General features: G+C 76.8%; 23 protein-coding genes. 11 read left to right on the forward strand and 12 right to left on the reverse strand.

Translation table 11 applies throughout. From position 1 onward, the window contains the following. The coding region (locus tag AB6N23_RS05220) for a glycoside hydrolase family protein (RefSeq protein WP_412865036.1) at positions 1-813 on the forward strand (813 nt) is incomplete at its 5' end. A 44-nt stretch (positions 814-857) separates the two neighbouring features. Here the strand turns inward: AB6N23_RS05220 and AB6N23_RS05225 are convergent. Further along, a complete protein-coding gene (locus AB6N23_RS05225) occupies positions 858-1,517 on the reverse strand; it encodes an HAD family hydrolase (RefSeq protein ID WP_412865037.1) in 660 nt (219 codons plus the stop codon). A 39-nt stretch (positions 1,518-1,556) separates the two neighbouring features. Here AB6N23_RS05225 and AB6N23_RS05230 point away from each other — a divergent pair, with 39 nt between their 5' ends. The 5 genes from AB6N23_RS05230 (at position 1,557) to AB6N23_RS05250 (ending at position 7,384) form a co-directional block, all read left to right on the forward strand. Then, on the forward strand, positions 1,557-1,976 hold the full coding sequence (locus AB6N23_RS05230; RefSeq protein ID WP_412865038.1) for a DUF2809 domain-containing protein: 420 nt from the start codon (positions 1,557-1,559) through the stop codon (positions 1,974-1,976). Positions 1,977-2,008: 32 nt separating this feature from the next. Further along, complete coding sequence (locus AB6N23_RS05235; RefSeq protein WP_412865039.1) at positions 2,009-2,665, forward strand: formylglycine-generating enzyme family protein; 657 nt, start codon at positions 2,009-2,011, stop codon at positions 2,663-2,665. An 88-nt stretch (positions 2,666-2,753) separates the two neighbouring features. Then, positions 2,754-3,725: a DUF2332 family protein gene (locus tag AB6N23_RS05240; protein ID WP_412865040.1), complete on the forward strand. Its 972-nt coding sequence runs from the start codon at positions 2,754-2,756 to the stop codon at positions 3,723-3,725. 313 nt (positions 3,726-4,038) lie between these two features. Continuing rightward, positions 4,039-5,760 (forward strand): cellulase family glycosylhydrolase, encoded by a 1,722-nt coding sequence (locus AB6N23_RS05245; RefSeq protein ID WP_412865041.1) that lies wholly within the window; start codon positions 4,039-4,041, stop codon positions 5,758-5,760. A 169-nt stretch (positions 5,761-5,929) separates the two neighbouring features. Next, entirely contained in the window at positions 5,930-7,384 is a 1,455-nt protein-coding gene (locus AB6N23_RS05250; protein WP_412865042.1) for a lipase maturation factor family protein, read from the forward strand. Positions 7,385-7,569: 185 nt separating this feature from the next. On the opposite strand, the gene AB6N23_RS05255 is transcribed toward AB6N23_RS05250, so the two are convergent. Further along, positions 7,570-8,349 carry an SDR family oxidoreductase gene (locus AB6N23_RS05255; protein ID WP_412865043.1) on the reverse strand — a complete coding sequence of 260 codons (780 nt, stop codon included), beginning with the start codon at positions 8,347-8,349 and terminating at the stop codon, positions 7,570-7,572. Positions 8,350-8,452: 103 nt separating this feature from the next. On the opposite strand from AB6N23_RS05255, the gene AB6N23_RS05260 reads away from it, so the two are divergent. Further along, entirely contained in the window at positions 8,453-8,794 is a 342-nt protein-coding gene (locus tag AB6N23_RS05260) for a nuclear transport factor 2 family protein (RefSeq protein WP_412865044.1), read from the forward strand. A 46-nt stretch (positions 8,795-8,840) separates the two neighbouring features. Here AB6N23_RS05260 and AB6N23_RS05265 read toward each other — a convergent pair whose 3' ends face one another. Both AB6N23_RS05265 and AB6N23_RS05270 read right to left on the reverse strand, forming a co-directional pair. Next, complete coding sequence (locus AB6N23_RS05265) at positions 8,841-9,461, reverse strand: class I SAM-dependent methyltransferase (protein WP_412865045.1); 621 nt, start codon at positions 9,459-9,461, stop codon at positions 8,841-8,843. Beyond that, the gene (locus tag AB6N23_RS05270; RefSeq protein WP_412865046.1) at positions 9,458-9,961 is read right to left on the reverse strand and encodes an NUDIX domain-containing protein; all 504 of its coding nucleotides are present in this window, start codon (positions 9,959-9,961) and stop codon (positions 9,458-9,460) included. Before AB6N23_RS05270 ends, AB6N23_RS05265 begins: the two co-directional genes overlap by 4 nt. 139 nt (positions 9,962-10,100) lie before the next feature. On the opposite strand from AB6N23_RS05270, the gene AB6N23_RS05275 reads away from it, so the two are divergent. Beyond that, positions 10,101-11,435 (forward strand): MFS transporter, encoded by a 1,335-nt coding sequence (locus AB6N23_RS05275; protein WP_412865047.1) that lies wholly within the window; start codon positions 10,101-10,103, stop codon positions 11,433-11,435. On the opposite strand, the gene AB6N23_RS05280 is transcribed toward AB6N23_RS05275, so the two are convergent. Beyond that, a complete protein-coding gene (locus AB6N23_RS05280; RefSeq protein WP_412865048.1) occupies positions 11,419-11,985 on the reverse strand; it encodes a type 1 glutamine amidotransferase domain-containing protein in 567 nt (188 codons plus the stop codon). The two genes, AB6N23_RS05275 and AB6N23_RS05280, sit on opposite strands and share 17 nt — an antisense overlap. A 167-nt stretch (positions 11,986-12,152) precedes the next feature. Here AB6N23_RS05280 and AB6N23_RS05285 point away from each other — a divergent pair, with 167 nt between their 5' ends. Next, positions 12,153-12,521, forward strand: a complete 369-nt coding sequence (locus AB6N23_RS05285) for a YciI family protein (RefSeq protein ID WP_412865049.1) — start codon at positions 12,153-12,155, stop codon at positions 12,519-12,521. A 33-nt stretch (positions 12,522-12,554) separates the two neighbouring features. Then, a complete protein-coding gene (locus AB6N23_RS05290) occupies positions 12,555-13,853 on the forward strand; it encodes an RNA polymerase sigma factor (RefSeq protein ID WP_412865050.1) in 1,299 nt (432 codons plus the stop codon). Here the strand turns inward: AB6N23_RS05290 and AB6N23_RS05295 are convergent. Both AB6N23_RS05295 and AB6N23_RS05300 read right to left on the reverse strand, forming a co-directional pair. Beyond that, positions 13,843-15,036 carry an Nramp family divalent metal transporter gene (locus AB6N23_RS05295; RefSeq protein WP_412865068.1) on the reverse strand — a complete coding sequence of 398 codons (1,194 nt, stop codon included), beginning with the start codon at positions 15,034-15,036 and terminating at the stop codon, positions 13,843-13,845. The two genes, AB6N23_RS05290 and AB6N23_RS05295, sit on opposite strands and share 11 nt — an antisense overlap. A gap of 131 nt (positions 15,037-15,167) precedes the next feature. Next, complete coding sequence (locus AB6N23_RS05300) at positions 15,168-15,806, reverse strand: hypothetical protein (protein ID WP_412865051.1); 639 nt, start codon at positions 15,804-15,806, stop codon at positions 15,168-15,170. 295 nt (positions 15,807-16,101) lie between these two features. On the opposite strand from AB6N23_RS05300, the gene AB6N23_RS05305 reads away from it, so the two are divergent. Then, positions 16,102-17,214: a GNAT family N-acetyltransferase gene (locus AB6N23_RS05305; protein WP_412865052.1), complete on the forward strand. Its 1,113-nt coding sequence runs from the start codon at positions 16,102-16,104 to the stop codon at positions 17,212-17,214. Between the two features lie 115 nt (positions 17,215-17,329). Here the strand turns inward: AB6N23_RS05305 and AB6N23_RS05310 are convergent, their stop codons facing one another. The 5 genes from AB6N23_RS05310 to AB6N23_RS05330 form a co-directional block, all read right to left on the reverse strand. Next, entirely contained in the window at positions 17,330-17,572 is a 243-nt protein-coding gene (locus AB6N23_RS05310) for a hypothetical protein (RefSeq protein ID WP_378199850.1), read from the reverse strand. An 85-nt stretch (positions 17,573-17,657) separates the two neighbouring features. Continuing rightward, a complete protein-coding gene (locus AB6N23_RS05315; RefSeq protein ID WP_412865053.1) occupies positions 17,658-18,107 on the reverse strand; it encodes a hypothetical protein in 450 nt (149 codons plus the stop codon). Between the two features lie 92 nt (positions 18,108-18,199). Then, a complete protein-coding gene (locus AB6N23_RS05320; RefSeq protein ID WP_412865054.1) occupies positions 18,200-18,952 on the reverse strand; it encodes an SRPBCC family protein in 753 nt (250 codons plus the stop codon). Between the two features lie 22 nt (positions 18,953-18,974). After that, entirely contained in the window at positions 18,975-20,087 is a 1,113-nt protein-coding gene (locus AB6N23_RS05325) for an ABC transporter ATP-binding protein (RefSeq protein ID WP_412865055.1), read from the reverse strand. Then, positions 20,084-21,811 (reverse strand): ABC transporter permease, encoded by a 1,728-nt coding sequence (locus AB6N23_RS05330; protein ID WP_412865056.1) that lies wholly within the window; start codon positions 21,809-21,811, stop codon positions 20,084-20,086. The genes AB6N23_RS05325 and AB6N23_RS05330 overlap by 4 nt, the downstream gene beginning before the upstream one ends. Positions 21,812-21,819 lie beyond the last annotated feature (8 nt).

Below are 21,819 nucleotides of genomic sequence, written 5' to 3' on the forward strand. Positions count from 1 at the left end.
ACGTCGACCGCGCCGCCCGCGCCGCCCGCGCCGGAGCCGGCGCCCGTGGCGCCGCCCGCGCCGGCGCCCGCGGCCACGTCGGGCAAGAAGGGCGTCGGGACGTGGGAGTTCCCGCACACGGCGGGCGCGCTCGACGACGTCGGCGCGTCGTGGTTCTACAACTGGTCGCCGTCGGACGACCGCACCCCGCGCCCCGCGGACGTCGAGTTCGTCCCGATGATCTGGGGCCGCGACGCCGTCACCGACGCGACGCTCGCGCAGGCCCGGAGCGAGGGCGACGTGCTGCTCGGCTTCAACGAGCCGGACCTCGGGGAGCAGTCCGCCATGAGCGTCGAGGAGGCGCTCGACCTCTGGCCGCGCCTCGAGGCGACCGGCATGCGGCTCGGCAGCCCGGCGGTGGCGTGGGGCGGCGACGTGCCCGGCGGGTGGCTCGACCGGTTCCTGGCCGGCGCCCGCGAGCGCGGCCTGCGCGTCGACTTCATCACCCTGCACTGGTACGGCTCGGACTTCGGCCCGGCGGCGGTGGACCACTTCCTCGGCTACGTCGACGCGGTGCACGCGCGCTACGGCCTTCCGGTGTGGGTCACCGAGTACGGGCTGATGAGCTTCGGCGGCAGCCCGCGCCACCCCACGGGCGCGCAGGCGGCGGCGTTCATCCAGGGCTCGACGGCGGGCATGCAGGCGCGGCCGTACGTCGAGCGGTACGCGTGGTTCGGGCTGCCCGCCGTCGGCGACAGCGTCGAGTTCGGCCTGTACCGGGACGCGTCCACGCCGACCGAGGCGGGCGTCGCGTACCGGGCCGCGGGCGGCTGACCCCGGGCGCGCGTCGACGGGCCCGGGTGCGGTCCGCCGCCGGGTCAGGGCAGGCGCACCTCCGTCAGCGAGCCGACGACCGTCGACGCGACCACGCCCGGCGGCAGGCCGCGGCCGCCGCGGTCGACGTGCACGGTGCGCATGCCCAGCGCCGACGCCCCGCCGACGTCCGCGGTCCCGGAGTCGCCGACGTGCACGACCTCGCGCGGGTCGACGCCCAGCCGGTCGAGCGCCCGCCGGAACGGCTCGGGCCGCGGCTTGTAGGCGCGGACGTCCTCGCTCGTCACGACGTCCCGCACGGTCAGCCCGTGCAGCGCGACCGCGGCCCGGGCGTCCGCGCGGTCGGCGTCCGACACCACGCACACGGGCACGTCGAGCCCCGCGAGGAACGCCGCGGCGTCCGGCAGCAGGGCCGGTCGGCGCCACGCCGCGCGCAGCACGGCGAGCTCCGCCTCGACGTCGACGGGCACGGCGAACGCGACGCCGAGGTGCACGAGCGTCGCGCGGGTCAGGTCCGCCAGCGTGCGGAACGCGTCCCCGTGCGCGACGTCACCGGCGGCCCACTGGTGCGCGTGCCAGGCCGCCGCGACGTCCGCGACGGGCACGCCCGCCCGTGCCGACAGCCGTGCGGACAGGTCCGCGACGAGGACGTCGTCGTCGGCGACGAGCGTCCCGTACAGGTCGACGAGCACCGCGCGCAGCACGGCCCGGACGCTACCGGCCGGTGGGGGTACGGTCCGCCGGTGCCCACCCGACCCCGTGCCGACGCCCCCGCCCGGCGCCGCGGCCCCCTCCTCGTCGCTGCGGCCGGCGTGCTCGTCACCGGCCTCGTCGTCGCGCGCGGCGACTCCCTCGCCGCCGACCTCGCCGGCGGGGCGCTGTACGCGGCGCTCGTGCACCTGCTCGTGCTGCTCGCGGCGCCCCGCGTGCGGTGGCCGGTCGGGGCGGCCGTCGCCCTCGGCGGGTGCGTCGCCGTGGAGCTCGCGCAGCTGACGGGCGCGCCGGCCGCCGTCGTCGCGGCGTGGCCCCCGGCGGCGTACGTGCTGGGCTCGACGTTCGTGGCCGGCGACCTGCTCGCGTACGCCGCCGGGGTCGCGGTGGTCGCGGCCGTGGACGTCGCGGGACGGCGGCGCGCCGGCCGCGCGGTCGGCCGGGACGCGTGAGCGGCGCGCCCGCGGCCCGCTACGGTCGGCGCGTGCCCCGTGCCGACATCCCCCTCGTCGACGCGCCCGCCGGGACGGTGCGGCTCTCCGACCGCCGCAGCGCGCGCACGTGGGACGTGCCGGTCGGCGCGTTCCGCATCGGCGCCGCACCCGTCACCGGCGGCCAGCTCGCCGGCCTGCGCGACGACGCCGCCACCGACCCCGCCCTGCCCGCGGTCGGCGTCTCGTGGTGGGACGCCGTGCGCCTGTGCAACGCCCTGTCCGTGCGCGACGGCCTCCCGCCCTGCTACGACGTCGACGAGGCGCGCGAGCACGTCGCCTGGGACCGTGGCGCCGACGGGTACCGCCTGCCCACCGAGGCGGAGTGGGAGCACGCGTGCCGCGCCGGGACGACCGGCCCCCGCTACGGCGACCTCGACGCGATCGCCTGGTACCGCGGCACGTCCGGCGAGCGGCTGCACCCCGTGGGGACGAAGCAGCCGAACGCCTGGGGGCTGCACGACACGCTCGGCCTGGTCTGGGAGTGGTGCTGGGACGTGTACGACCCGGAGGTCTACGGCACCTACCGGGTGCTGCGCGGCGGCGGCTGGTTCGACGAGCACTGGAGCGTGCGCGCGTCGGTGCGCCGGCGCAGCCACCCGACCCTGTCGATCGACGACGTCGGCTTCCGCGTCGCCCGCGACGCCTGACCGCCGCACCGGCGGGCACCGGCACCGTCGTCGCGGCGGGTGTCGCCACGTCGTGGCGACGTCGCGGTGTGGCTGCGACGCTGACGCGATGGACCCCGACGTGCACACGGGCCGCGCCCGCCTCGCCGACGCCTACCGCGCGTTCGCGGAGCGGGAGGCGCGCGGCACCTCGCCGACCTACGCCGCCTGGGCGGCCGGCGTCGCGCAGGACCCGGAGGTGCTCGCGCTGCTGGCCGACCTGCCGCCCGGCAAGCGTCAGCCGAACCTCGTCCTCGCCGCGGCGCGGTGGCACGGCGCCGCCGGCACGTATGGGTCGCTGCGCGCGACGCTGCTCGGCGCGTGGCCGGACGTGCGCGCGACGGTGCTCGCGCGCGCGACCCAGACCAACGAGGCGGGGCGGTGCGCCGTCCTCCTGCCCTTCCTCGCGGCGCTGCCCCAGCCCCTGGCGCTGCTCGAGGTCGGCGCCGCCGCCGGGCTGTGCCTCCTGCCGGACCGCTACTCCTACCGGTACGACGACGGCACGGCGCTCGACCCGGCCGACGGGCCGTCGCCGGTCGTGCTGCCGTGCCGCCTCGACGGCGTCGCGGCGCCCGGCCGGGTGCCGGAGGTCGCGTGGCGCGCCGGCGTGGACCTGTCGCCCGTCGACGTCGCCGACGACGACGCCTGCGCGTGGCTCGAGACGCTCGTCTGGCCCGAGCACGACGCGCGCCGGTCCCGACTGCGTGCCGCGCTCGCCGTGGCCCGCGCCGCCCCGCCGCGCGTGGTCGCGGGCGACCTGCTGGACCTCCTGCCGGCACTCGCCGCCGAGGCGCCGCCCGACGCGACGCTCGTCGTGCTGCACAGCGCCGTGCTCGCCTACCTCGACGCCGCGGCGCGGGCCCGGTTCGTGGCGGCGGTCGGCGCCCTGCCCGGGCACTGGGTGAGCAACGAGGGCGCCCGTGTGCTCGACCTGGACCTGCCGGCCGGCGTCGAGCCGGGCGCGCGGTTCGTGGTGTCCGTCGACGGCGTGGCGCGCGCGCTCGCCGACCCGCACGGCGCCGCGCTGACGTCCCTCCGCTGACGCCCCTCCGCCGACCACCCGCCCGCCACGCCACCGCACGTGGTTCGCCGAGGTCGCCGGTCACGTCGCGAGGTCGCCGGTCCGGACAGGCGACGTCGGCGCCGGACCGGCGACCTCGGCGACGGAGGCGGGGGCGGGGGCACGGGCCCGATGGTGCGCGGGTTCGGGCGAAGCGGTTCGGGGGTTCCGGACATCCGCGGCGATCCGTACACTCCGATCGAAGCGCTTCGACGGCCGATCCGTCGTCGCGTGCGGGCACCGTCGCCCGCCCCGCCGGGGGCACCGCCGCCCCCGTGCCCGAAGGAGAGCACCCGTGAACCGACGCCTGTGGGCGAGCGTCACCGCGCTCGTCTCGACCGCCGCGCTGGCCGCCGGCCTCGCCGCACCGGCCGCCGCGGCACCGGACGCCGCGTCCGCCCGCGCACCGAAGCAGACCGCGGCGCAGCGGACCGTCGCCGCCATGCAGCCCGGCTGGAACCTCGGCAACACCCTCGACGCGGTCGGCCCGGACGAGACCGCGTGGGGCAACCCGCGCGTCACCGAGGACCTGCTCGACGCCGTGGAGGACGCCGGCTTCAACAGCATCCGCATCCCGGTGACGTTCGGCCAGCACCAGGGGCCCGCGCCGGAGTACGCCGTCGACCCGGCGTTCATGGACCGCGTCGAGGAGGTCGTCGACATGGCCCTCGACGAGAAGCTCTACGTCCTCCTCGACGTGCACCACGACTCGTGGCAGTGGATCAACCAGATGCCGACGCGCCACGACGAGGTCGTCGCGCAGTACGACGCCCTGTGGCGGCAGCTCGCCGACCGCTTCCGGGACCACTCGCACCGTCTGCTGCTGGAGAGCGTCAACGAGCCGCAGTTCGCGGGCGTCGACGACGCGACGGCGTACGCGCTGCTCGACGAGCTCAACGTCCGCTTCCACGAGATCGTCCGCGCGACGGGCGGACGCAACGCCGACCGCGTCCTCGTCCTGCCGACGCTGCACACCAACGCGGAGCAGGGCCGCCTCGACGCGCTGACCGCCACGTTCGACGCGCTCGACGACCCGAACCTGGCCGCCACGGTGCACTACTACGGCTACTGGCCGTTCAGCGTGAACGTCGCGGGCGGCTTCCGCTACGACGCGACGGCCCAGGCCGACACCGAGGGGACCTTCCAGCGCGTGCACGACTCCTTCGTCGCGCAGGGCGTCCCGGTGATCCTCGGCGAGTACGGCCTGCTCGGGTTCGACCGGCACACCGGCACCATCGAGCAGGGCGAGAAGCTCAAGTTCTTCGAGCACGTCGGGCACCTGGCGCGCACGACCGGCGTCACGACGATGCTGTGGGACAACGGCCAGCACCTCGACCGCACCACGTTCGCGTGGCAGGACCCGGCGCTGTTCGCGCAGATCGCCGAGAGCTGGAAGCGGCGCTCGGGCACGGCGTCGACGGACCAGGTCTTCGTGACGCCCGGCGCCGTGACGGACCAGACGATCACGCTCCAGCCGAACGGCAACCGCGTGAAGGACGTCCGGCTCGACGGCCGCCGGCTCAAGGACCGCGAGTACCGGCTCGAGGGTGACACGCTCACGCTGCCGGCCGCGCTGCTGCAGCGCGTCGTCGGCCCCGACGCCGCGTTCGGCACGCGCGCCGTCCTCGAGGTCCGGTTCAGCAAGGGCCTGCCGTGGCGCATCGAGGTCGTCGCGGCGGACGCGCCCGTCCTGGCGGACGCCACCGGCACGGTGGACGACTTCGCGGTGCCGACCGACTTCCGCGGCGACCGCCTCGCGACCATGGAGGCCCGCTACGCGGACGGCACGAACGCCGGCCCGCACTCGTGGACGTCGTTCAAGGAGTTCGACGTGACGTTCGCGCCGGAGGACGGGCAGATCGTGCTGCGCCCGGCGTTCTTCGCCGAGGTCACCGACGGCGCCGCCGTGCACCTCACGTTCCACTTCTGGAGCGGCCGGACGGTCGACTACACGGTCACCCGCACCGGCGCCGAGGTGACCGGCACGGCCACGACCGGGGCGGCCCCGGTGAGCTGACCCGTCCGGCCGGCACCCGCGCACGCCACCGTGCCGAGGTCGCCGGTCCCGTCCCGAGGTCGCCGCCCGTCACGGGCGACCTCACCGACGGACCGGCGACCTCGGCGCGCGCGGGGGCGGCCCCGCGGGCACGCTGGACGGCGGGGACGTCGGGCGGGCGGGAGGCGCCGTGGAGTGGTTCGACGCCGAGGGCTACACGATCGCGCGCGAGGTGCTGCAGCGCGGCGTGGCGGCGGTGTTCGTCCTCGGGTTCGTCGCGGTGCTGCACCAGTTCCGGCCGCTGCTGGGCGAGCGCGGCCTGCTGCCCGTGCCGGCGTTCACCGCACGCGTGCCGTTCCGCGCGGCGCCGAGCCTGTTCCACCGGTGGTTCTCGGACCGGCTCGTCGTGCTGGTCGGGTGGGTGGGCGTGGTCGTCGCGCTCACGCTGGTGGCGGGGCTGCCGCAGCAGGGGCCGCCGTGGCTGCCCGGGCTCGCGTTCCTGCTGCTGTTCGCGCTGTACCTGTCGGTCGTCAACGTCGGGCAGGTGTTCTACGGGTTCGGGTGGGAGTCGCTGCTGCTCGAGGCGGGCTTCCTCGTGGCGTTCCTCGGCTCGGACCGGATCGCGCCGCCCGTCACCGTGCTGGCGCTGGTGTGGTGGCTGGTCTTCCGGCTCGAGCTCGGCGCGGGCCTCATCAAGTGGCGCGGCGACCACGCCTGGCGGGACCTCACGGCGCTGTACTACCACCACGAGACGCAGCCGATGCCGGGCCCGCTGAGCCGCCTGTTCCACCTGCTGCCGCGGCCCCTGCACCGCGTGGAGGTGCTCGCGAACCACGTGACGCAGCTCGTGGTGCCGTTCGGGCTGCTCGTGCCCGGGCCGGTCGCGTCGACGGCCGCCGCAGTCATGGTCGTGACGCAGCTGTGGCTCGTGCTGTCGGGCAACTTCGCCTGGCTCAACTGGCTGACGGTCGTGCTCGCGTGCGCGGCGATCGACGACGCGTCGTGGCGGTGGGCGCTCGGGCTCGTCGGCGTGGACCTGCCCCCCGCCGCACCGGCCGCCGACCCGCCGGTCGGGTTCGTCGTCGTCGTGCTCGCCGTCACCGCGCTGTGCGTCTGGCTGAGCCGGCACCCGCTGCGCAACCTGCTGTCGCGGCGGCAGGCGATGAACGCGTCGTTCAACGTGTGGCACCTCGTCAACGCGTACGGCGCCTTCGGGTCGATCACGCGGCGCCGCTCCGAGGTGGTCGTCGAGGGGACGCGCGACCCCGACCCCGCGAGCGCGACGTGGCTGGAGTACGAGTTCCGCGGCAAGCCCGGGGACGTCCGCCGGCTGCCGCGCCAGTACGCGCCGTACCACCTGCGCCTCGACTGGGGGATGTGGTTCCTGGCGCTCGGCTCGTCGGCGCAGCTGCGCTGGTTCGTGCCGTTCCTCGGACGGCTCCTCGAGGCCGACCGCCCGACCCTCCGCCTGCTCGCGCACGACCCGTTCGACGGCGAGCCGCCGCGCTGGGTCCGCGCCCACCTGTACCGCTACCGGTTCACCACGCGCGCGGAGCGGCGCGCCACGGGTGCCCGCTGGGTCCGCGAGGACGACGGGCTGATGGTCGACGCGGTCGACCGGGCCCGGCTCGCGCGGATGCGCTGACGCCACCCCGGCCCGACTGCGCCTCGGGCGCACGAGCGACGGCGTGTCGCTCCTGCGTGTCGGCCGCGGGACGGAGTCGCTCCCGCGGGCGTACGCGCGGTGTGCGTACACGGGGCGTACGCCCGTGGGAGGAGTCCCGGTCGCGGTTCGACGCGCCGGGCGACGCGCCGTCGATCCGTCCGCCCTCAGGCGACCAGCGACTGCCCGCCGTCGACGAACACCTCGGTGCCCGTCACGTGGCTCGCGGCGTCCGAGACGAGGAACGCGACGACGTCCGCGACCTGCGCCGCCTCGCCGGACTCGTCACCCGTCAGCGGGATCTGCCCGTCGGGGAACTCCGCCTGCACGCCGAGGTCCGCGGTGTGCCGCTGCTCGGTGCTCGCGACGATGTTCGTCTCGATCGCCCCGGGGCACACCGTGTTGACGCGCACGCCGCGCGGGCCCAGCTCGACGGCCGCCATCCGCGCGAACGCGACCTGCCCCGCCTTGCTGGTGGAGTACGCGGACGCGCCCGCGGTGGTGAACGTGCGCGTCCCGTTCATCGACGCGACGACGACGACCGCGCCGCCCTGCCGCACGAGCAGCGGCACCGCGTACCGCACGGTCAGGAAGGTGCCCGTGAGGTTGGTCGTCAGCGTCGACTCCCACTCCTCGGGCGCCAGCTCGTCGATCGGGGCCCACACGCCGTTGACGCCGGCGTTCGCGACGACGACGTCGAGCCGGCCGAGCTCCTCCTCGACGCGCGCGTACGCCGCGCGGACCGCCGCCGCGTCGCCGACGTCCGCGGCCACCGGCAGCACCGTGCCGCCGGCGCGGCGGATCTCCTCGGCGACGTCGTCCGCCTCCGCCCGGTCGCGGTCGAGCGCGACCACCGTCGCGCCGTCCCGCGCCAGCCGTACCGCGCTCGCCCGTCCGATGCCCGACCCCGCGCCCGTGACCAGCGCGACCTTGCCGTCCAGCGTCATCGTGCACCCTTCCCGTCGCCGACGCCGTCGACGGTAACGACGCCCGCGCGGCACCGCCCGCCGAGCAGCGGCACGTGCGCGCGCCACGTGCTGGACTGGTCGCATGACCCTCGCCGACGAGCTCATGGTCTCCGAGCGGCGGCTCGCGCACGGGCGCGGCGCCGTGTACGCCGACACCCTCGCCGACGACGCGCTCGTGGTGGTGCCCGGCGCCGTCCTCGACCGCGACGCGTGCGTCGCCGCGATGGACGCCTCCGACGGCTGGGACGACGCGGACCTCGGCGAGCCGCGGCTCGTCACGTCCGGCGACGTCGCGACCGTCGTCTACCCGTTCCGCGGCCGCCGCGGCACGTGGACGTACACCGCCACGCTCGCGTCGACCTACCGGCGCACGGACGCAGGGTGGCGGCTCGTCCTGCACCAGCAGACGCCCGACCACGCCTGACGCGCCGGGGCGGGGCGGCGCGGCGGACGACGGTCGGCCGGGACGGTCAGGCGGGCGGTCGCGTCCACACGGCCGACCACCGCCAGTAGACGTGCCGGCGGTAGCGCGCGCCGGGCAGGAGCTCGTGCACCAGCGCGCGCATCTCGGCGTACGTCGCCGGGGGCGGCCACACCGTCGGCGACGGGTGCTCCCAGTACCCGCGGCGCCACCGCGCGAGCGGGTCGAGCGCCAGGGCGGCCGCCTCGTACGGCAGGTCGGACGCGGACGACGCGCGCGCGAGGCCGACGACGGCGAGCCGCCCGCCGGGGCGCACGAGCGCGGCCAGCCGCAGCAGGCCGGTCCGCGCGTCCAGGTGGTGCAGCGTCGCGACGGACGCCACCAGGTCGAACGACCCCGGCGTGAAGGGGTGCGTGAGCACGTCCCCCTCGACGTACGTGACGTCACCCCCCGCGGCACGGGCGGCCGCCAGGCTCGGCCCGTGCAGGTCGACCCCCGTGACGTCGGGGACGCGCTCGCGCAGGCGCCGGGCGAGCGTGCCCTCGCCGCAGCCGACGTCGAGCGCCGTGCGCGCGCCCGGCGGCACCGCGTCGTGCACGACGCGGTGGTAGTGCACGTTGTGGTTCCACCGGGGACGCCCGCCGGCGTCGTCCCGGGCGCCGGCGCTCATGCCCGCGCCGCTCGGGCGGCGAGGGCGTCGATCGCGGGGACCTGCCCGGCGACGAGGCGCTCGCGGGCGTCGTCCCACGTCGTCCACTCCGCGCGGTCGACCTCCGGGAACGTCAGCCGCCGCCCGGACCGTGGCGGCCACTCGACCTCCACGGTGCTGACGCCCGGGCGGGTCGTCAGGTCGTGGGACGCGGGGTCCGCGGGCGACCCGACGAGGTCCGCCGGCACCTCGACCGCGAGCACCACGACGACCTTGCCGGACGCGTACCGGAACGCACCGAGCTCGACGGCCGGCAGGTCCGGCGCCGGCACGCCGACCTCCTCGCGGAACTCGCGGTGCGCCGCGGTGACGACGTCCTCGCCCGGCTCGACGAGGCCCTTCGGGACGGTCCACGCGCGGGCGTCCTTGCGCGCCCAGTAGGGACCACCCATGTGGGCGATCAGCACGCGCGGCACGGGGCCGCCGTGGTGCAGGAGGACCCCGGCGCTGGTGACGGCCATCCGCGGACCGTACCGCGCGGACGCGCGTCCGCGGGACGGAACGGGACGTCCCGGGCACGCGCGCACGGCGTCACGACGCCCGTGAACGTCGTCCCGCACTCTTGTCAACGCCCCGCGTGAAACTGCTACGGTGCCGCCCATGCCGACGCCCGGGCACCGTTCCGCGTTCTGGTGGCTGTGGACGTCGTCCGGGCTGTCGAACGCCGCCGACGGCGTGCTGAAGACCGCGCTGCCGCTGGTCGCGCTCCGCTACACGGACTCCCCCGTCATCATCGCCGGCATCCCGCTCGCGCTGTCCCTGCCCTGGCTGCTGGCGTCCCTGCCGGCGGGCGCCCTGGCCGACCGGTGGGACCGGCGCCGGACCATGCTGGTCGCCAACCTCGTCCGCGCGGGCGCCCTCGTCGCGCTCGTCGCGGCGCCCCTCACCGGCACCGGCTCGCTCGTGCTGCTGTACGGCGTGGCCGTCGTCATCGGCACGGCGGAGGTCTTCCACGACACGAGCGCGCAGTCGATCCTGCCGCGCGTCGTCGGCCGCGCCGACCTCGACCGGGCGAACGGGCGGCTGTACGCCGTCGAGGTGACCGCCAACCAGTTCGTCGGTCCCCCGCTCGGGGGGTTCCTCGTGGCCGCGGGCGTCGCGGTGGCGACCGGGGCGCCCGCGCTGCTGTGGGTCCTCGCGGTGCTCGCGCTGCTGGGCGTGCGCGGCACGTTCCGCGCCGGCCGGTCGGACGCGGACGCGTCGGCGCCGCGGACGACGCTGCGGGCCGAGGTCGGCGAGGGCCTGCGGTTCCTCTGGCGCCGTCCCGTGCTGCGCACGCTCGCCCTCATGGTGGGCGTCTCCAACCTCGCGGAGTCCGCGATGATGGCCGTCTTCGTGCTGTGGGCGGTCGGTCCCGACTCGCCGCTCGGCCTGTCCGAGCCGGGGTACGGCGCGCTCATGACCTCGGTGGCCGTCGGCGCCGTCCTGGGGTCGCTCGCCGCGACGTGGATCGCCGGGCGGCTCGGCCGCACCCTCAGCCTCGCGCTGTGCATCCTCGTCGCCGCGGCGTCGCACGCCGTGCCGGCGCTGACCACGAGCGTGCTCGTCGTCGCCGCCGTGTGGGCGCTGGCCGGCGCCGGCATCGCCGTGTGGAACGTCGTCACCGTGTCGCTGCGCCAGCGGCTCACGCCCGACCACCTGCTCGGTCGCCTCAACAGCGCCTACCGCCTGCTGGCGTGGGGCACCATGCCCGTCGGCGCACTGCTCGGGGGCCTCGTCGCGGACCGCGTCGGCCTCGTGCAGGTGTTCGTCGTCGCGACCGTGCTCGACCTCGTCCTGCTCGCGTGCCTGCCCGTCCTGCGCGAGCGGCACCTGCGCGCCGCCGAGGCCGAGGTGGGCGACCGGCCGGACGGCGGGCCGGACGACGCGGACGACGACGGCGGCCCGGAGCCGCTGCCCCGGGCCGCCGAGGGGGTCGTCAGCGCGACGCCGTGAGCGCGGCGTCGACCGCGCCGAGGAAGTCGTCGAGGTCGTCGGGCGTGCGCGACGTGACGAGCGTCCAGCCGCCCGCGTCGTCGCTCACGACCGACCGGTCGACCCACGCGCCACCCGCGTTGCGGACGTCGGTGCGCAGGGACGGGTACGAGGTCAGCGTCTTGCCCTCGAGCACGCCGGCCTCGACCAGCGCCCACGGGCCGTGGCAGATCGCGGCGACCGGGCGGCCGTCGGACGTGAACTCCTTGACGAGCGCCGGGGCGTCGTCCTGCAGGCGCAGGTTGTCGGCGTTGATCGTGCCGCCGGGCACGAGCAGCAGGTCGTAGCCGGACGCGTCGACGGCGGACAGCACGGTGTCGGGGTCGACCGACTCGCCGGGGTCCTTGTCGCCGACGAGGGTCTGGATCGGCCCGTCCTCGACGGCGGCGACGTCGACCTGGGCGCCGGCGTCCCGCAGGTGCCGCACGGGCACGACGAGCTCGTCCTGCTCCACGCCGTAGTTGGTGACGACGGCGAGCACGCGGCGGCCGGTGAGGTCGGTGTCGGGCATGTCTCTCGCTCCTTCGGGTGGGGTGCGACGGTCCTGCCACGCTAGGTCGGCCACGCGCGGGCCGCAGGGCGAGGACCGTCCTGCGTCGGCCTGTCGAAAACACGGACCCTCGCGCGTCATGGGTCGTGACGGGCACAGTGGGTGCCCTGCGACGAGAGGGGACCGCCATGGCCGACGCACGCACCTACCTCGTGCTGCTCTGGGGCGACGAGGCTCCGTGGGTGAACGCGACGCCCGAGCAGCGCACGGCCGCCTTCGCGGACCACGACCGCTTCTCCAAGGCCTGCGTCGAGGGGGGCCACGAGATCCTCGGCGGCGAGGAGCTCGACACCGCGCGGACGGCGACGCTCGTGCGTCCCGGCGCCGACGGCTCCGAGGTCGTCGACGGCCCGTACACGGAGACGGTCGAGCAGCTCGGCGGGTACTACCTCATCCGCACCGCCGACCTGCCCGGGCTGCAGGCCCTCGTGCCGATCATCATGGACGGCGGGACGGTCGAGATCCGGCCCGTCGTGCCCTACACCGAGGGCCAGTGACCTCGGCGGCGGGCGCGGCACCGGCGGGCGCGCGTGGCTGACGCCCGCCGCCGGACCGACGTCGACGCCGCGCTCGCCGACGCGTGGCGCGCGCACTGGTCGCACGTGGTCGCGCTGCTGGTCGGGCAGTTCGCGAGCCCCGACCTGGCCGAGGACGGCGCGGCCGACGCGTTCGAGGCCGCCGCCCGTACGTGGCCCGTCGACGGCGTGCCCACGAGCCCCGGCGCCTGGCTGCTCACCGCGGCCCGGCGCCGGGTGCTCGACCGGCTGCGCACGCAGGCGGTGCACCGCCGCAAGGAGCCGCTGATGGTCGTCGACGCACGCGTGCGGGAGCTGGCGGCCGCGGCCGTCGACCCGGGCGCGCACGTCGCCGACGACCAGCTGCGTCTCGTGCTGGCGTGCTGCCACCCCGCGCTGGCGCCGGCCGACCGCGTCGCGCTGACGCTGCGGTTCGTCGTGGGGCTCGGCACCGCCGACATCGCACGGCTGCAGCTGGTGCAGCACACGGCGATGTCGGCGCGCCTGACGCGGGCGAAGAAGCGGCTGGCGACGTCCGGCATCCCGTTCGCGGTACCGCCGTCGGACCGGCTCGACGAGCGCCTCGACACGGTCGCGACGGTGCTGTACCTCGTGTTCACGGCCGGGTACCAGCCCGCGGAGGCGCCCGGCGGCCTGCGCGTCGACCTCGCGCACGAGGCGATCCGGCTCACGCGCGAGCTCGACCGGCTCCTCGGCGGGCGCCCGGGTCTGCGCGCGCTGCTCGCGCTCATGCTGCTCCAGCACTCGCGCCGCGACACGCGCCTCGACGCCGACGGGCGCATCGTCCTGCTGCCCGACCAGGACCGCTCCCGCTGGCACGCGCACGAGATCGCCGAGGGGCTGGCCCTCGTGCGCGCGCTGCCGCCGCTCGAGGGCCTCGCCGAGGACCACCGCCTTCAGGCGCTCGTCGCCGCCGAGCACGCGTCGGCCGCGACGGCGGCGGACACGCGGTGGGACGTCGTCGCCGGGCTGTACGCGGCGCTCGAGCGCCGGACGGGGTCGCCGGTGGTGCGGCTCGCGCGCGCCGTCGCGGTCGCCGAGGGCGTGGGCCCCGAGGCGGGCCTGGCGCTGCTCGACGGCCTCGACGACGTGCTGGCCCACCACCACCGGCTGCCGGCGGTGCGCGGGGAGCTGCTGCTGCGCGCGGGCCGGGCGGACGAGGCCGTCGCCGAGCTGGGGCGGGCGCTCGCGCTGGTGCCGGACACCGCCGAGCGCACGCACCTGGCGGAGCGGCTGGCGGTCGCGCGGGCGGCGGCGGTCGCGGGCGCCGGTGCCGACGCCGTCAGCCCGTGACGAGCAGCACCAGCAGCGCGAGGTTGAGCACGACGACGAGCGCCACGACGACCCACAGCACGGCCTGCAGCCACGGGCCGTTGCGGTCGGCCCCCATGAGCGCGCGGTCGCGGCCGAGCCGCACGAGCGGGACGAGCGCGAACGGGATGCCGAAGCTGAGCACGACCTGGCTGAGCACGAGCGTCCAGGTGGGGTCGGCGCCGAGCGCCAGCAGCAGGATCGCGGGCGTGATCGTCACGGCCCGGCGCACGAGCAGGGGCACGCGTCTGTGGACGAGCCCCTCCATGATCGCCGCCCCGGCGTAGGCGCCGACCGACGTCGAGGCCAGCCCCGAGGCGAGCAGCCCGACGGCGAAGGCGATGCCGATGCCGGGGCCGAGCGCGTCGACGATCGCGCCGTGCGCGCCCTCGATGGAGTCGGTGCCCTCGGTGCCCTGCAGGCCCGCGGCGGCGAGGAGGAGCAGGCCGATGTTGACGGCGCCGGCGACCGCGAGCGCGGTGGCGACGTCCCAGCGGGTGGCACGCAGCAGGAGCCGGCGGCCGTCGCCGGCGGGCGCGTGCCCGTGCCGGTCGCGGACGAGCGCGGAGTGCACGTAGATGGCGTGCGGCATGACGGTCGCGCCGAGCATGCTCGCCGCGAGCAGCACGGAGTCGGTGCCCGCGAACCGCGGCGCGAGGCCGCCGAGGACGCCGCCCGCGTCGGGCGGGTCGACGACGAGCCCGCACAGGAACCCGACGGTGATCACGCCGAGCAGGGTCACGACGACGGCCTCGAACCGCCGCTGCCCGAACCGGTCCTGCGTCACGAGCAGCGCCATCGACGCGACACCCACGAGCAGCCCGCCGAGCGGCAGCGGCACGCCGAACAGCAGGTGCAGCGCGATCGCGCCGCCGACCACCTCGGCGACGTCGGTGGCCGCGGCGACGAGCTCCGCCTGCAGCCAGTAGGCGAGGCGCGGGCCGCGCCGCAGCCGCCGGCCGAGCACACCGGGCAGCGACTCCCCCGTGACGAGGCCGAGCTTCGCCGACTGGTACTGCACGAGCACGGCCATGACGTTCGCGGCGACGAGCACCCACAGCAGCAGGTACCCGTAGCGGGCGCCCGCGGTGAGGTTGGCGGCGACGTTGCCGGGGTCGACGTAGGCGACGGCGGCGACGAACGCGGGCCCGAGCAGGACGGGCACACCGCGCCGCGGCTGCCCGGGCCGCGTGGGCGGGCTCGGCTGGTCGACGGCGGGCGCGGCCACGGCTCCTCCTGAAGTTCGGCTGTCCGAACTCTAGCGCGCGGCCATCCGTACGCCAGCCCGTCCGGGCGTCAGGCGTCGACCACCGCGCGCTCCCACGCCTCGCCGTCGGCCCGTCGGAAGCCGACCCGCTCGAGGTACGGCGCCGAGCCCGGCGGTGCGCTCGGCACCACGAGCCGCCGCAGGCCGTGCGCCGCGAACACGTCCGTGCCGCGGTACACGAACTCACCGGGCGTGAAGTCGCGGAACCGCGGCGTGACCCAGTCGAGCAGCACCACGCCCGTGCCGCCTCCCGAGTCGCGGACCAGCACCACGCCGACCGTCTCGTCGCCACGCACGACGAGGAACGGGAGCTCGTCGCCGTCGCCCGCCTCGACGTCGAGGGCCGGGACCGTGCGGTGCCGGGCGACGTCGTCCGCGTGCACCGCGAGCACGTGCCGCAGGTACGCGTCGTCCGGGGCCACCGCCACGACCGCGTACACGCGCGCGTCGTCCCGCTCCCGGCGCAGCCGCCACAGCCAGTACACGTTGATGAGCGAGATCGCGCCGTTCATCGCCGCGAACGCCCAGATCCCGAACACCGCGTTGTAGGCGGTGGCCAGCAGCGACCCCACCAGGTTCATCACGCGGAAGCGCCACACGCGCGCCTGCATGAGCGAGAGCACGACCAGCACCGAGCCGGCCCATCCGACGACCTCCAGCCACACCACCGGCGCACCCTAGCCCCGTCGCACCGCCCCCACCCGCCACCACCCCGCCCGGCCGTCCCCGCCCGCGCGCGGCCCACCCGTCCCCGCTTCTCGCCGAGGTCGCCGCTCCGGACCCGAGGTCGCCTGCTCGGACCGGCGACCTCGCCGTGCGACCGGCGATCTCGGCACGCTGGCGGGTCGGCGTGGGGGGCGGACGGGGGCGTTCGTCGGAGGTGGTCCACGGGGGGTGGGCGGGTGCGGTGGGTGGGGCGGAAATGCGTCGACGTCGCGGGCGGGCGCGAGGAGAGTGGCGACCATGGACGCCACGACCACCACCTGGACGCTGCGCGAGCTCCCGCTCGCGGTCACGCGCGAGGACGCCGACGCCTGGCTCGTCGCCGGCATGGTCCGCGCGCGCAACGCCGTCATCCGCGCCGAGTGGGGCGACGACGACTTCGCCGGCACGGAGCGCGAGGAGCTCTCCGACCTGGCGCACCAGCGGTACACGCGGCGCCGGCGGGTCGTGGCGCTGGTGGACGGCGACGAGGGCGACCCCGACCGCGTCGTCGGCTACGCCCGGCTCGACCTGCCGCTGCAGGAGAACACGCACACGGGGTACGCCGACGTCGGCGTGCTGCCGGGGCACCGCGGCCGCGGCATCGGCGCGGCCCTGCACGACGCCGCGGTCGGCCTGGCGCGCGGGGACGGCCGCAGCAAGCTCGTCGCCGAGACGGACCACGCCACCGAGCCGCCCGCCGGACCGGGCGCCCTCTCGGCACCGACCGGGTCGGGCCGTGTCCCCGCCGACGACCCGTCGGTGCGGTGGGCGCAGGCGCGCGGATGGCGACTCGAGCAGGTCGTGCGGCACTCGCGCCTGCACCTGCCGGTCGACCCCGACGTGCTCGCCCGCGAGCGCGCGGCCGCGCTCGAGCGGGCCGGCGCGGACTACCGCGTCGTGCAGTGGGCGGACGCGTGCCCCGACGCATGGGTCGACGAGTTCGCGCTCCTCAACACCCGGATGAGCACCGACGTCCCGCTCGGCGGCCTCGACCTCGAGGAGGACCGCTGGGACGCCGAGCGCGTCCGCACCACCGAGCAGCAGATCCTCGGCCGCGGCGAGCACCTGCTGACCTCGGCCGTCGAGCACGTGCCGACCGGCCGGCTCGCCGCGTTCTCGTCGTTCCAGGTGCCCGGCCACAGCGACGAGTTCGTGTGGCAGGGCGACACGCTCGTGCTGAAGGAGCACCGCGGCCGCCGGCTCGGGATGCTCGTGAAGATCGCGCAGCTCGACCTGCTCGCGCGCGAGCGCCCCTCCGTGCGGCGCATCAGCACGTGGAACGCCGAGGAGAACAGCTGGATGCTCGCCATCAACGTGGCGCTCGGGTTCCGTCCCGCGGGCTGCGTCGGGGAGTGGCAGGCCGAGCTCTGACGCGGCGGCGACCGGCCGCGTCAGCCCGGTCGCGCGTGCGCGGCGGTGCGGAGGGCACCGCCGCGCACGCGGCTCGGGTCCGGCTCAGGCTCGGCTCGGGCCGCCCCGGGCCGGCTCAGGCGAGGACGGTGACCGTCGAGCCCGGGCTCATCCGGTCCGCGACGCGCCCGCCGACCTCGGCCGCCGCGGCGGCGTCCGCCGCGTCGACGTGCAGCGTGAACTGCACGCTGCCGTCGTCCTGACGGACCGCCTCCTCGACCTGCACGGCGTCCTCGCCCGCGACGGCGTCCTCGATCGACGCGACGTCGCCGGCCTCGGCGGTGGGCAGGGCGGTGCCGGACACGCGGAACGTGGGCATGTGATCCTCCGGTGGGACGCAGGTGTCGGACCGGACCAGGCTCACCCGGGACGGCCGGGCCCGCGCGTCGAGCGGTGGCCGCGTCTCACGACCGCGTCGCGCGCAGCTCCTCCGACAGGCGCCGCAGCTGGCCCGTCAGCTCGGTCAGCGCGCGGTTGAAGGCGTCGGACGTCTCCGCGGCGGCCGACTCGATGCGCTCGACGGAGCCGTCGAGGCGGTCGGCGACGGCGTCGCGCTCGCCCTGCGCGGTGTCCTCGCGGACGTCGAACGCCTCGTCGACGACGTCCTCCGCCTCGTCGAGGGCGGCCCGGACCTCCTCCCGGATGCCCGCGTCCGCCTCCTCCAGCTGCTGGTCGAGGTCCTCGAACCGCGCGTCGAGGTCGTCCTCGCTGACCTGGTCCTCGCCGAGGTCCTCGGGGACCACGGTCGAGGGGACGGTGCCCGGTTCGGGGGCCTCGTCACCGGCGGCGCAGCCGGTGAGCAGCAGCCCGCCCGCGGTGAGGGCGGTGACGGCGGTGAACGTGGAGCGGCGCATGCGGTCCTCCTGGGGTCGGCGTCGCCGTCCAGTCTGGGAGCGGCGCGCCGCTCGCGCCCGCCGGGCGGTCCGCCCGCCGCTCGTGGCGCGGCCTAGGCGGACGCCGCCTCCGCCCCCCACCAGCCGGCCCAGCGGCGCCGCGCCTCGGCGAGGGTCGCGTCGTCCAGCCCGTACGTCGACAGCACCGCGGACACGCGCCCGTGCGGCGGGTGGTGCCCGGCCGGCTCGAGCATGAGGACGAGCAGCGACTCGGCGATGCCGTGCAGGTGGATCGCGACCTGGTGCTCGCTGCGGTGCACGAGCGTGCCGCCGACGCGCGAGCCGTCGGGACGGGTGACGTCGACGTGCGCACCGACGGGCAGCCCCCGCACGCCGTGCAGGCCGGCGCGGTACAGCAGCGGGTCGCGGCGGTCGCCGGCGTCGAGCCCCAGCACGGACAGCGTCACGCGGTCCTGGCCGGGGTGCTGCTCGAGCGCGAACCGCAGCTGCTGCGCGAACGCGACCCAGCCCTCGTCGATCTCGTCGTAGACGCCGTCGTAGGCGGCGAGGCCGTCGTGGCTGCGCCGCGTGATCGTCAGGTGGGTGCGGCGCGGCTCGTCGTCCCGCGCCGTCACGGTGAGGACGTCGTGGTGCGGCCACGTGAGCGTGCGGCGCGTGACGCCGTCGGCGTGCTCGTGGTGCTCGCGCACCTCGGCACCGAAGATCTGCCGGATCTCGTCGTCGAGGCCGTCGTAGTCCCAGCCGAACCAGCGACGGACGAGCTGCGGGTCGCGCAGGTGCGCCCACACGGTGGCCACCGGGGCGGCGACGTCGAGGGACACGATCGGGCGGTCTTCCAGCGTCATCGCTGCTCACTTCCGTCGCGGGTCACGAGCCGGTGTGCTGCTCCGACGTTACCCACGCACCCGGCAGCGCGGCCAGGGCGGCGGCGTCCGCGCGCAGCGGCACCGCGGCGCCGGGGTCGCAGGACCAGCCGGCGGGCGCGAGCGCCGTCACCCGCCCGGCGCCCGGCACGTCGACGACGACCTCGGTGCGGCCACGGCGTGAGCGGAGCACGGTGACGACCCCGGTGACACCGTCCGGGGCGACACCGTCCGAGGCGACGCCGTCCGGGGCGGCGCCGTCCGTGCCGCCCGTCGTGACGACGAACGCACCCGCCGCGAGCGCGAGCGTCGTGCCGGCGACGGGCACGGGGTCGAGCGCCCCGACGAGCGCCCGCACCGCCGCGGGCGCCGCCGCGGGGTCCGCCGGCACGTCGACGAACGCCTCGTACCCGAGGAACTCCGCGACGCGGCGCGACGCCGGCCGGGACCAGAGCGCCGCGGGCGCGGCGACCTGCAGCAGGCGCCCGGCGTCCATGACGGCGACGCGGTCGGCGACGGCGAAGGCCTCGTCGTGGTCGTGGGTGACGAACAGCGCGGTGGTGCCGGTCGCGACGAGGACGTCGCGCAGGTCGAGCGCGAGGCGCTCGCGCAGGGACCGGTCGAGCGCGGACAGCGGCTCGTCGAGCAGCAGCAGGCGCGGCCGCGGCGCGAGGGCGCGGGCGAGCGCGACGCGCTGCCGCTCGCCGCCCGAGAGCGTGGCGACGTCGCGGCGCTGCGTACCGGGCAGGCCGACGAGGTCGAGGAGCTCCGCGACGCGCGCGGCCTGCGCGGCGCGAGGCGTGCCGGCCAGCCCGTACGCGACGTTGCGGGCGACGTCGAGGTGGCCGAAGAGCTGGCCGTCCTGGAAGAGCAGGCCGAACCCGCGCCGGTGCACGGGCACGCCGGTGACGCCGACGCCGTCCCACGCGACGTCGCCGCCGGCGAGCGGCTCGAGCCCGGCGACGGCGCGCAGCAGCGACGACTTGCCGCACCCCGACGGGCCCAGCAGCGCCACGACCTCGCCGACGGGCACGTCGAGCGACACCCCGTCGACGGCGGAGCGCGCCGCACCCGGGTACCGCACGACGACGTCCCGCACGCCCAGCCCGTCGCTCACCAGCTGCTCCCCACGCCCGGCGAGCGCAGCCGCTCGCACACCGCCACGATCCCCGCGGTCAGGGCCGCGAGCAGCACGGACGCCGCCAGGGCCGTGCCGTAGTTGTCGACGCCCGGCCGGCCCAGCAGCCGGAAGATCACGACCGGCAGCGTCGGGCTCTCCGGCCGGGCGAGGAACGACGTCGCGCCGAACTCGCCGAGCGACGCGGCGAACGCGAACCCGAGCGCGAGACCGAGCGAGCGCACCGCCACGGCGAGGTCCACGGTGCGCAGGACGCGCCCGGGCGCGGCGCCGAGCGTCGCCGCCGCCTCGCGCAGCCGCGGGTCGATCGCCCGCAGCACCGGCAGCACGGTGCGCACGACGAGCGGCACGGCGACGACCGCCTGCGCGACGGGCACCAGCACGCCCGACGTGCGCAGGTCCAGCGGCAGCCCGAGCGGCCGGTCCATCGAGACGAGGAACCCGAAGCCCACGGTCACCGCGGACACGCCCAGCGGCAGCATGAACAGCGCGTCGAGCCCGGCCACGGCGCGCCGCCCGGCCGGCCGTCGCGGGCGCCGCGACACCACGAGCGCGACGAGCCCGCCGACGACGAGCGCGAGGACGGTCGCGTCCAGCGCGACCCGCAGCGACGTCACGGTGGCCTCCAGCGCGCTGACGCGCAGCACGTCCGCCGGCTGCGCGAGCCGCGCGTAGTTGCCCAGCCCCCAGCCGTCGGGCGTGCGCAGCGACCGGACGACCAGGTTGACGAGCGGCAGGGCGAGCAGGCCGACCGCGGTGGCCGCCGTGACCGCGACCGCGACCGCGTCGAGCGGGTCCCGCAGCCGCACGGGGTGCGCCGCGTCGACGGGCTCGGTCAGCGCGAGCGCGCGCTCGGTGCGGCGCCGCGCGCGGCCGGCGAGCACGAGCGCACCGACCACGACGACGAGCTGGAGCACCGACAGCACGGCCGCCGCACGCAGGTCGAGGAACTGCGTCGTCTGCACCCAGATCTCGGTCTCGACCGTCCCGAACTGCCGTCCGCCGAGCACGAGGACGGTGCCGAACGCCGTCGCGCAGAACAGGAACGTCAGCGACGCCGCCGACGCGATCGCGGGCGCGAGCGCCGGCAGCGTCACCGTGCGGAACGCGCGCCACGGCGACGCCCCGAGCGACCGCGCGGCCTGCTCGGCGCGCGGGTCGAGCCGCTCCCACAGGCCGCCCACGGTGCGCACGACGACCGCGTAGTTGAAGAACACGAGCGCCAGGACGACCGCCGTCCGGGTGCCGTCGAGCCCGAGCCCGCCGAGCAGCCCGCCCTCGACCAGCAGCGACCGGAAGGCGACGCCCACCACCACGGTCGGCAGCACGAACGGCACGGTGACGAACGCGCGCAGCGCACCGCGCCCGCGGAACGTGCACCGGTGCAGCAGGTACGCGCCGGGTACGCCGAGCAGCACCGCGCCCAGCGTGCCGAGCGTCGCCTGCGTGAGCGTCTGCCCGACGATCCGCCACGTGCGCGGGCGGGACAGGACGTCGGCGAACCCGCCGAGGTCGAGCGCGCCGTCCGTGACGAACCCGCGGCCCACGATCGCCGCGACCGGCCAGGCGAAGAACACGCCGAGGAACAGCAGCGGCACCGCGACGGCGGCCGCCCACCCGAGGACGCGCCCGAGCGGCACCCCGCCGCCGCGGCCCCCGGGGGGTGCGGCGGCGGGGCGGCCCCGCTCGAGCGTCGTCGTCATGGCCGGGT

The sequence above is a fragment of the Cellulomonas pasadenensis genome, from assembly GCF_047229365.1.
Lineage (GTDB): Bacteria > Actinomycetota > Actinomycetes > Actinomycetales > Cellulomonadaceae > Cellulomonas.

Bases quoted from the DNA above. Each gene is read 5' to 3' on its own strand.
- AB6N23_RS05240 (WP_412865040.1), top strand. From the start codon at position 2,754: ATGGACCCCGACGTGCACACGGGCCGCGCCCGCCTCGCCGACGCCTAC.
- AB6N23_RS05255 (WP_412865043.1), bottom strand. From the start codon at position 8,349: ATGACGCTGGACGGCAAGGTCGCGCTGGTCACGGGCGCGGGGTCGGGC.
- AB6N23_RS05260 (WP_412865044.1), top strand. From the start codon at position 8,453: ATGACCCTCGCCGACGAGCTCATGGTCTCCGAGCGGCGGCTCGCGCAC.
- AB6N23_RS05265 (WP_412865045.1), bottom strand. From the start codon at position 9,461: ATGAGCGCCGGCGCCCGGGACGACGCCGGCGGGCGTCCCCGGTGGAAC.
- AB6N23_RS05270 (WP_412865046.1), bottom strand. From the start codon at position 9,961: ATGGCCGTCACCAGCGCCGGGGTCCTCCTGCACCACGGCGGCCCCGTG.
- AB6N23_RS05275 (WP_412865047.1), top strand. From the start codon at position 10,101: ATGCCGACGCCCGGGCACCGTTCCGCGTTCTGGTGGCTGTGGACGTCG.
- AB6N23_RS05280 (WP_412865048.1), bottom strand. From the start codon at position 11,985: ATGCCCGACACCGACCTCACCGGCCGCCGCGTGCTCGCCGTCGTCACC.
- AB6N23_RS05285 (WP_412865049.1), top strand. From the start codon at position 12,153: ATGGCCGACGCACGCACCTACCTCGTGCTGCTCTGGGGCGACGAGGCT.
- AB6N23_RS05305 (WP_412865052.1), top strand. From the start codon at position 16,102: ATGGACGCCACGACCACCACCTGGACGCTGCGCGAGCTCCCGCTCGCG.
- AB6N23_RS05310 (WP_378199850.1), bottom strand. From the start codon at position 17,572: ATGCCCACGTTCCGCGTGTCCGGCACCGCCCTGCCCACCGCCGAGGCC.
- AB6N23_RS05315 (WP_412865053.1), bottom strand. From the start codon at position 18,107: ATGCGCCGCTCCACGTTCACCGCCGTCACCGCCCTCACCGCGGGCGGG.
- AB6N23_RS05320 (WP_412865054.1), bottom strand. From the start codon at position 18,952: ATGACGCTGGAAGACCGCCCGATCGTGTCCCTCGACGTCGCCGCCCCG.
- AB6N23_RS05330 (WP_412865056.1), bottom strand. From the start codon at position 21,811: ATGACGACGACGCTCGAGCGGGGCCGCCCCGCCGCCGCACCCCCCGGG.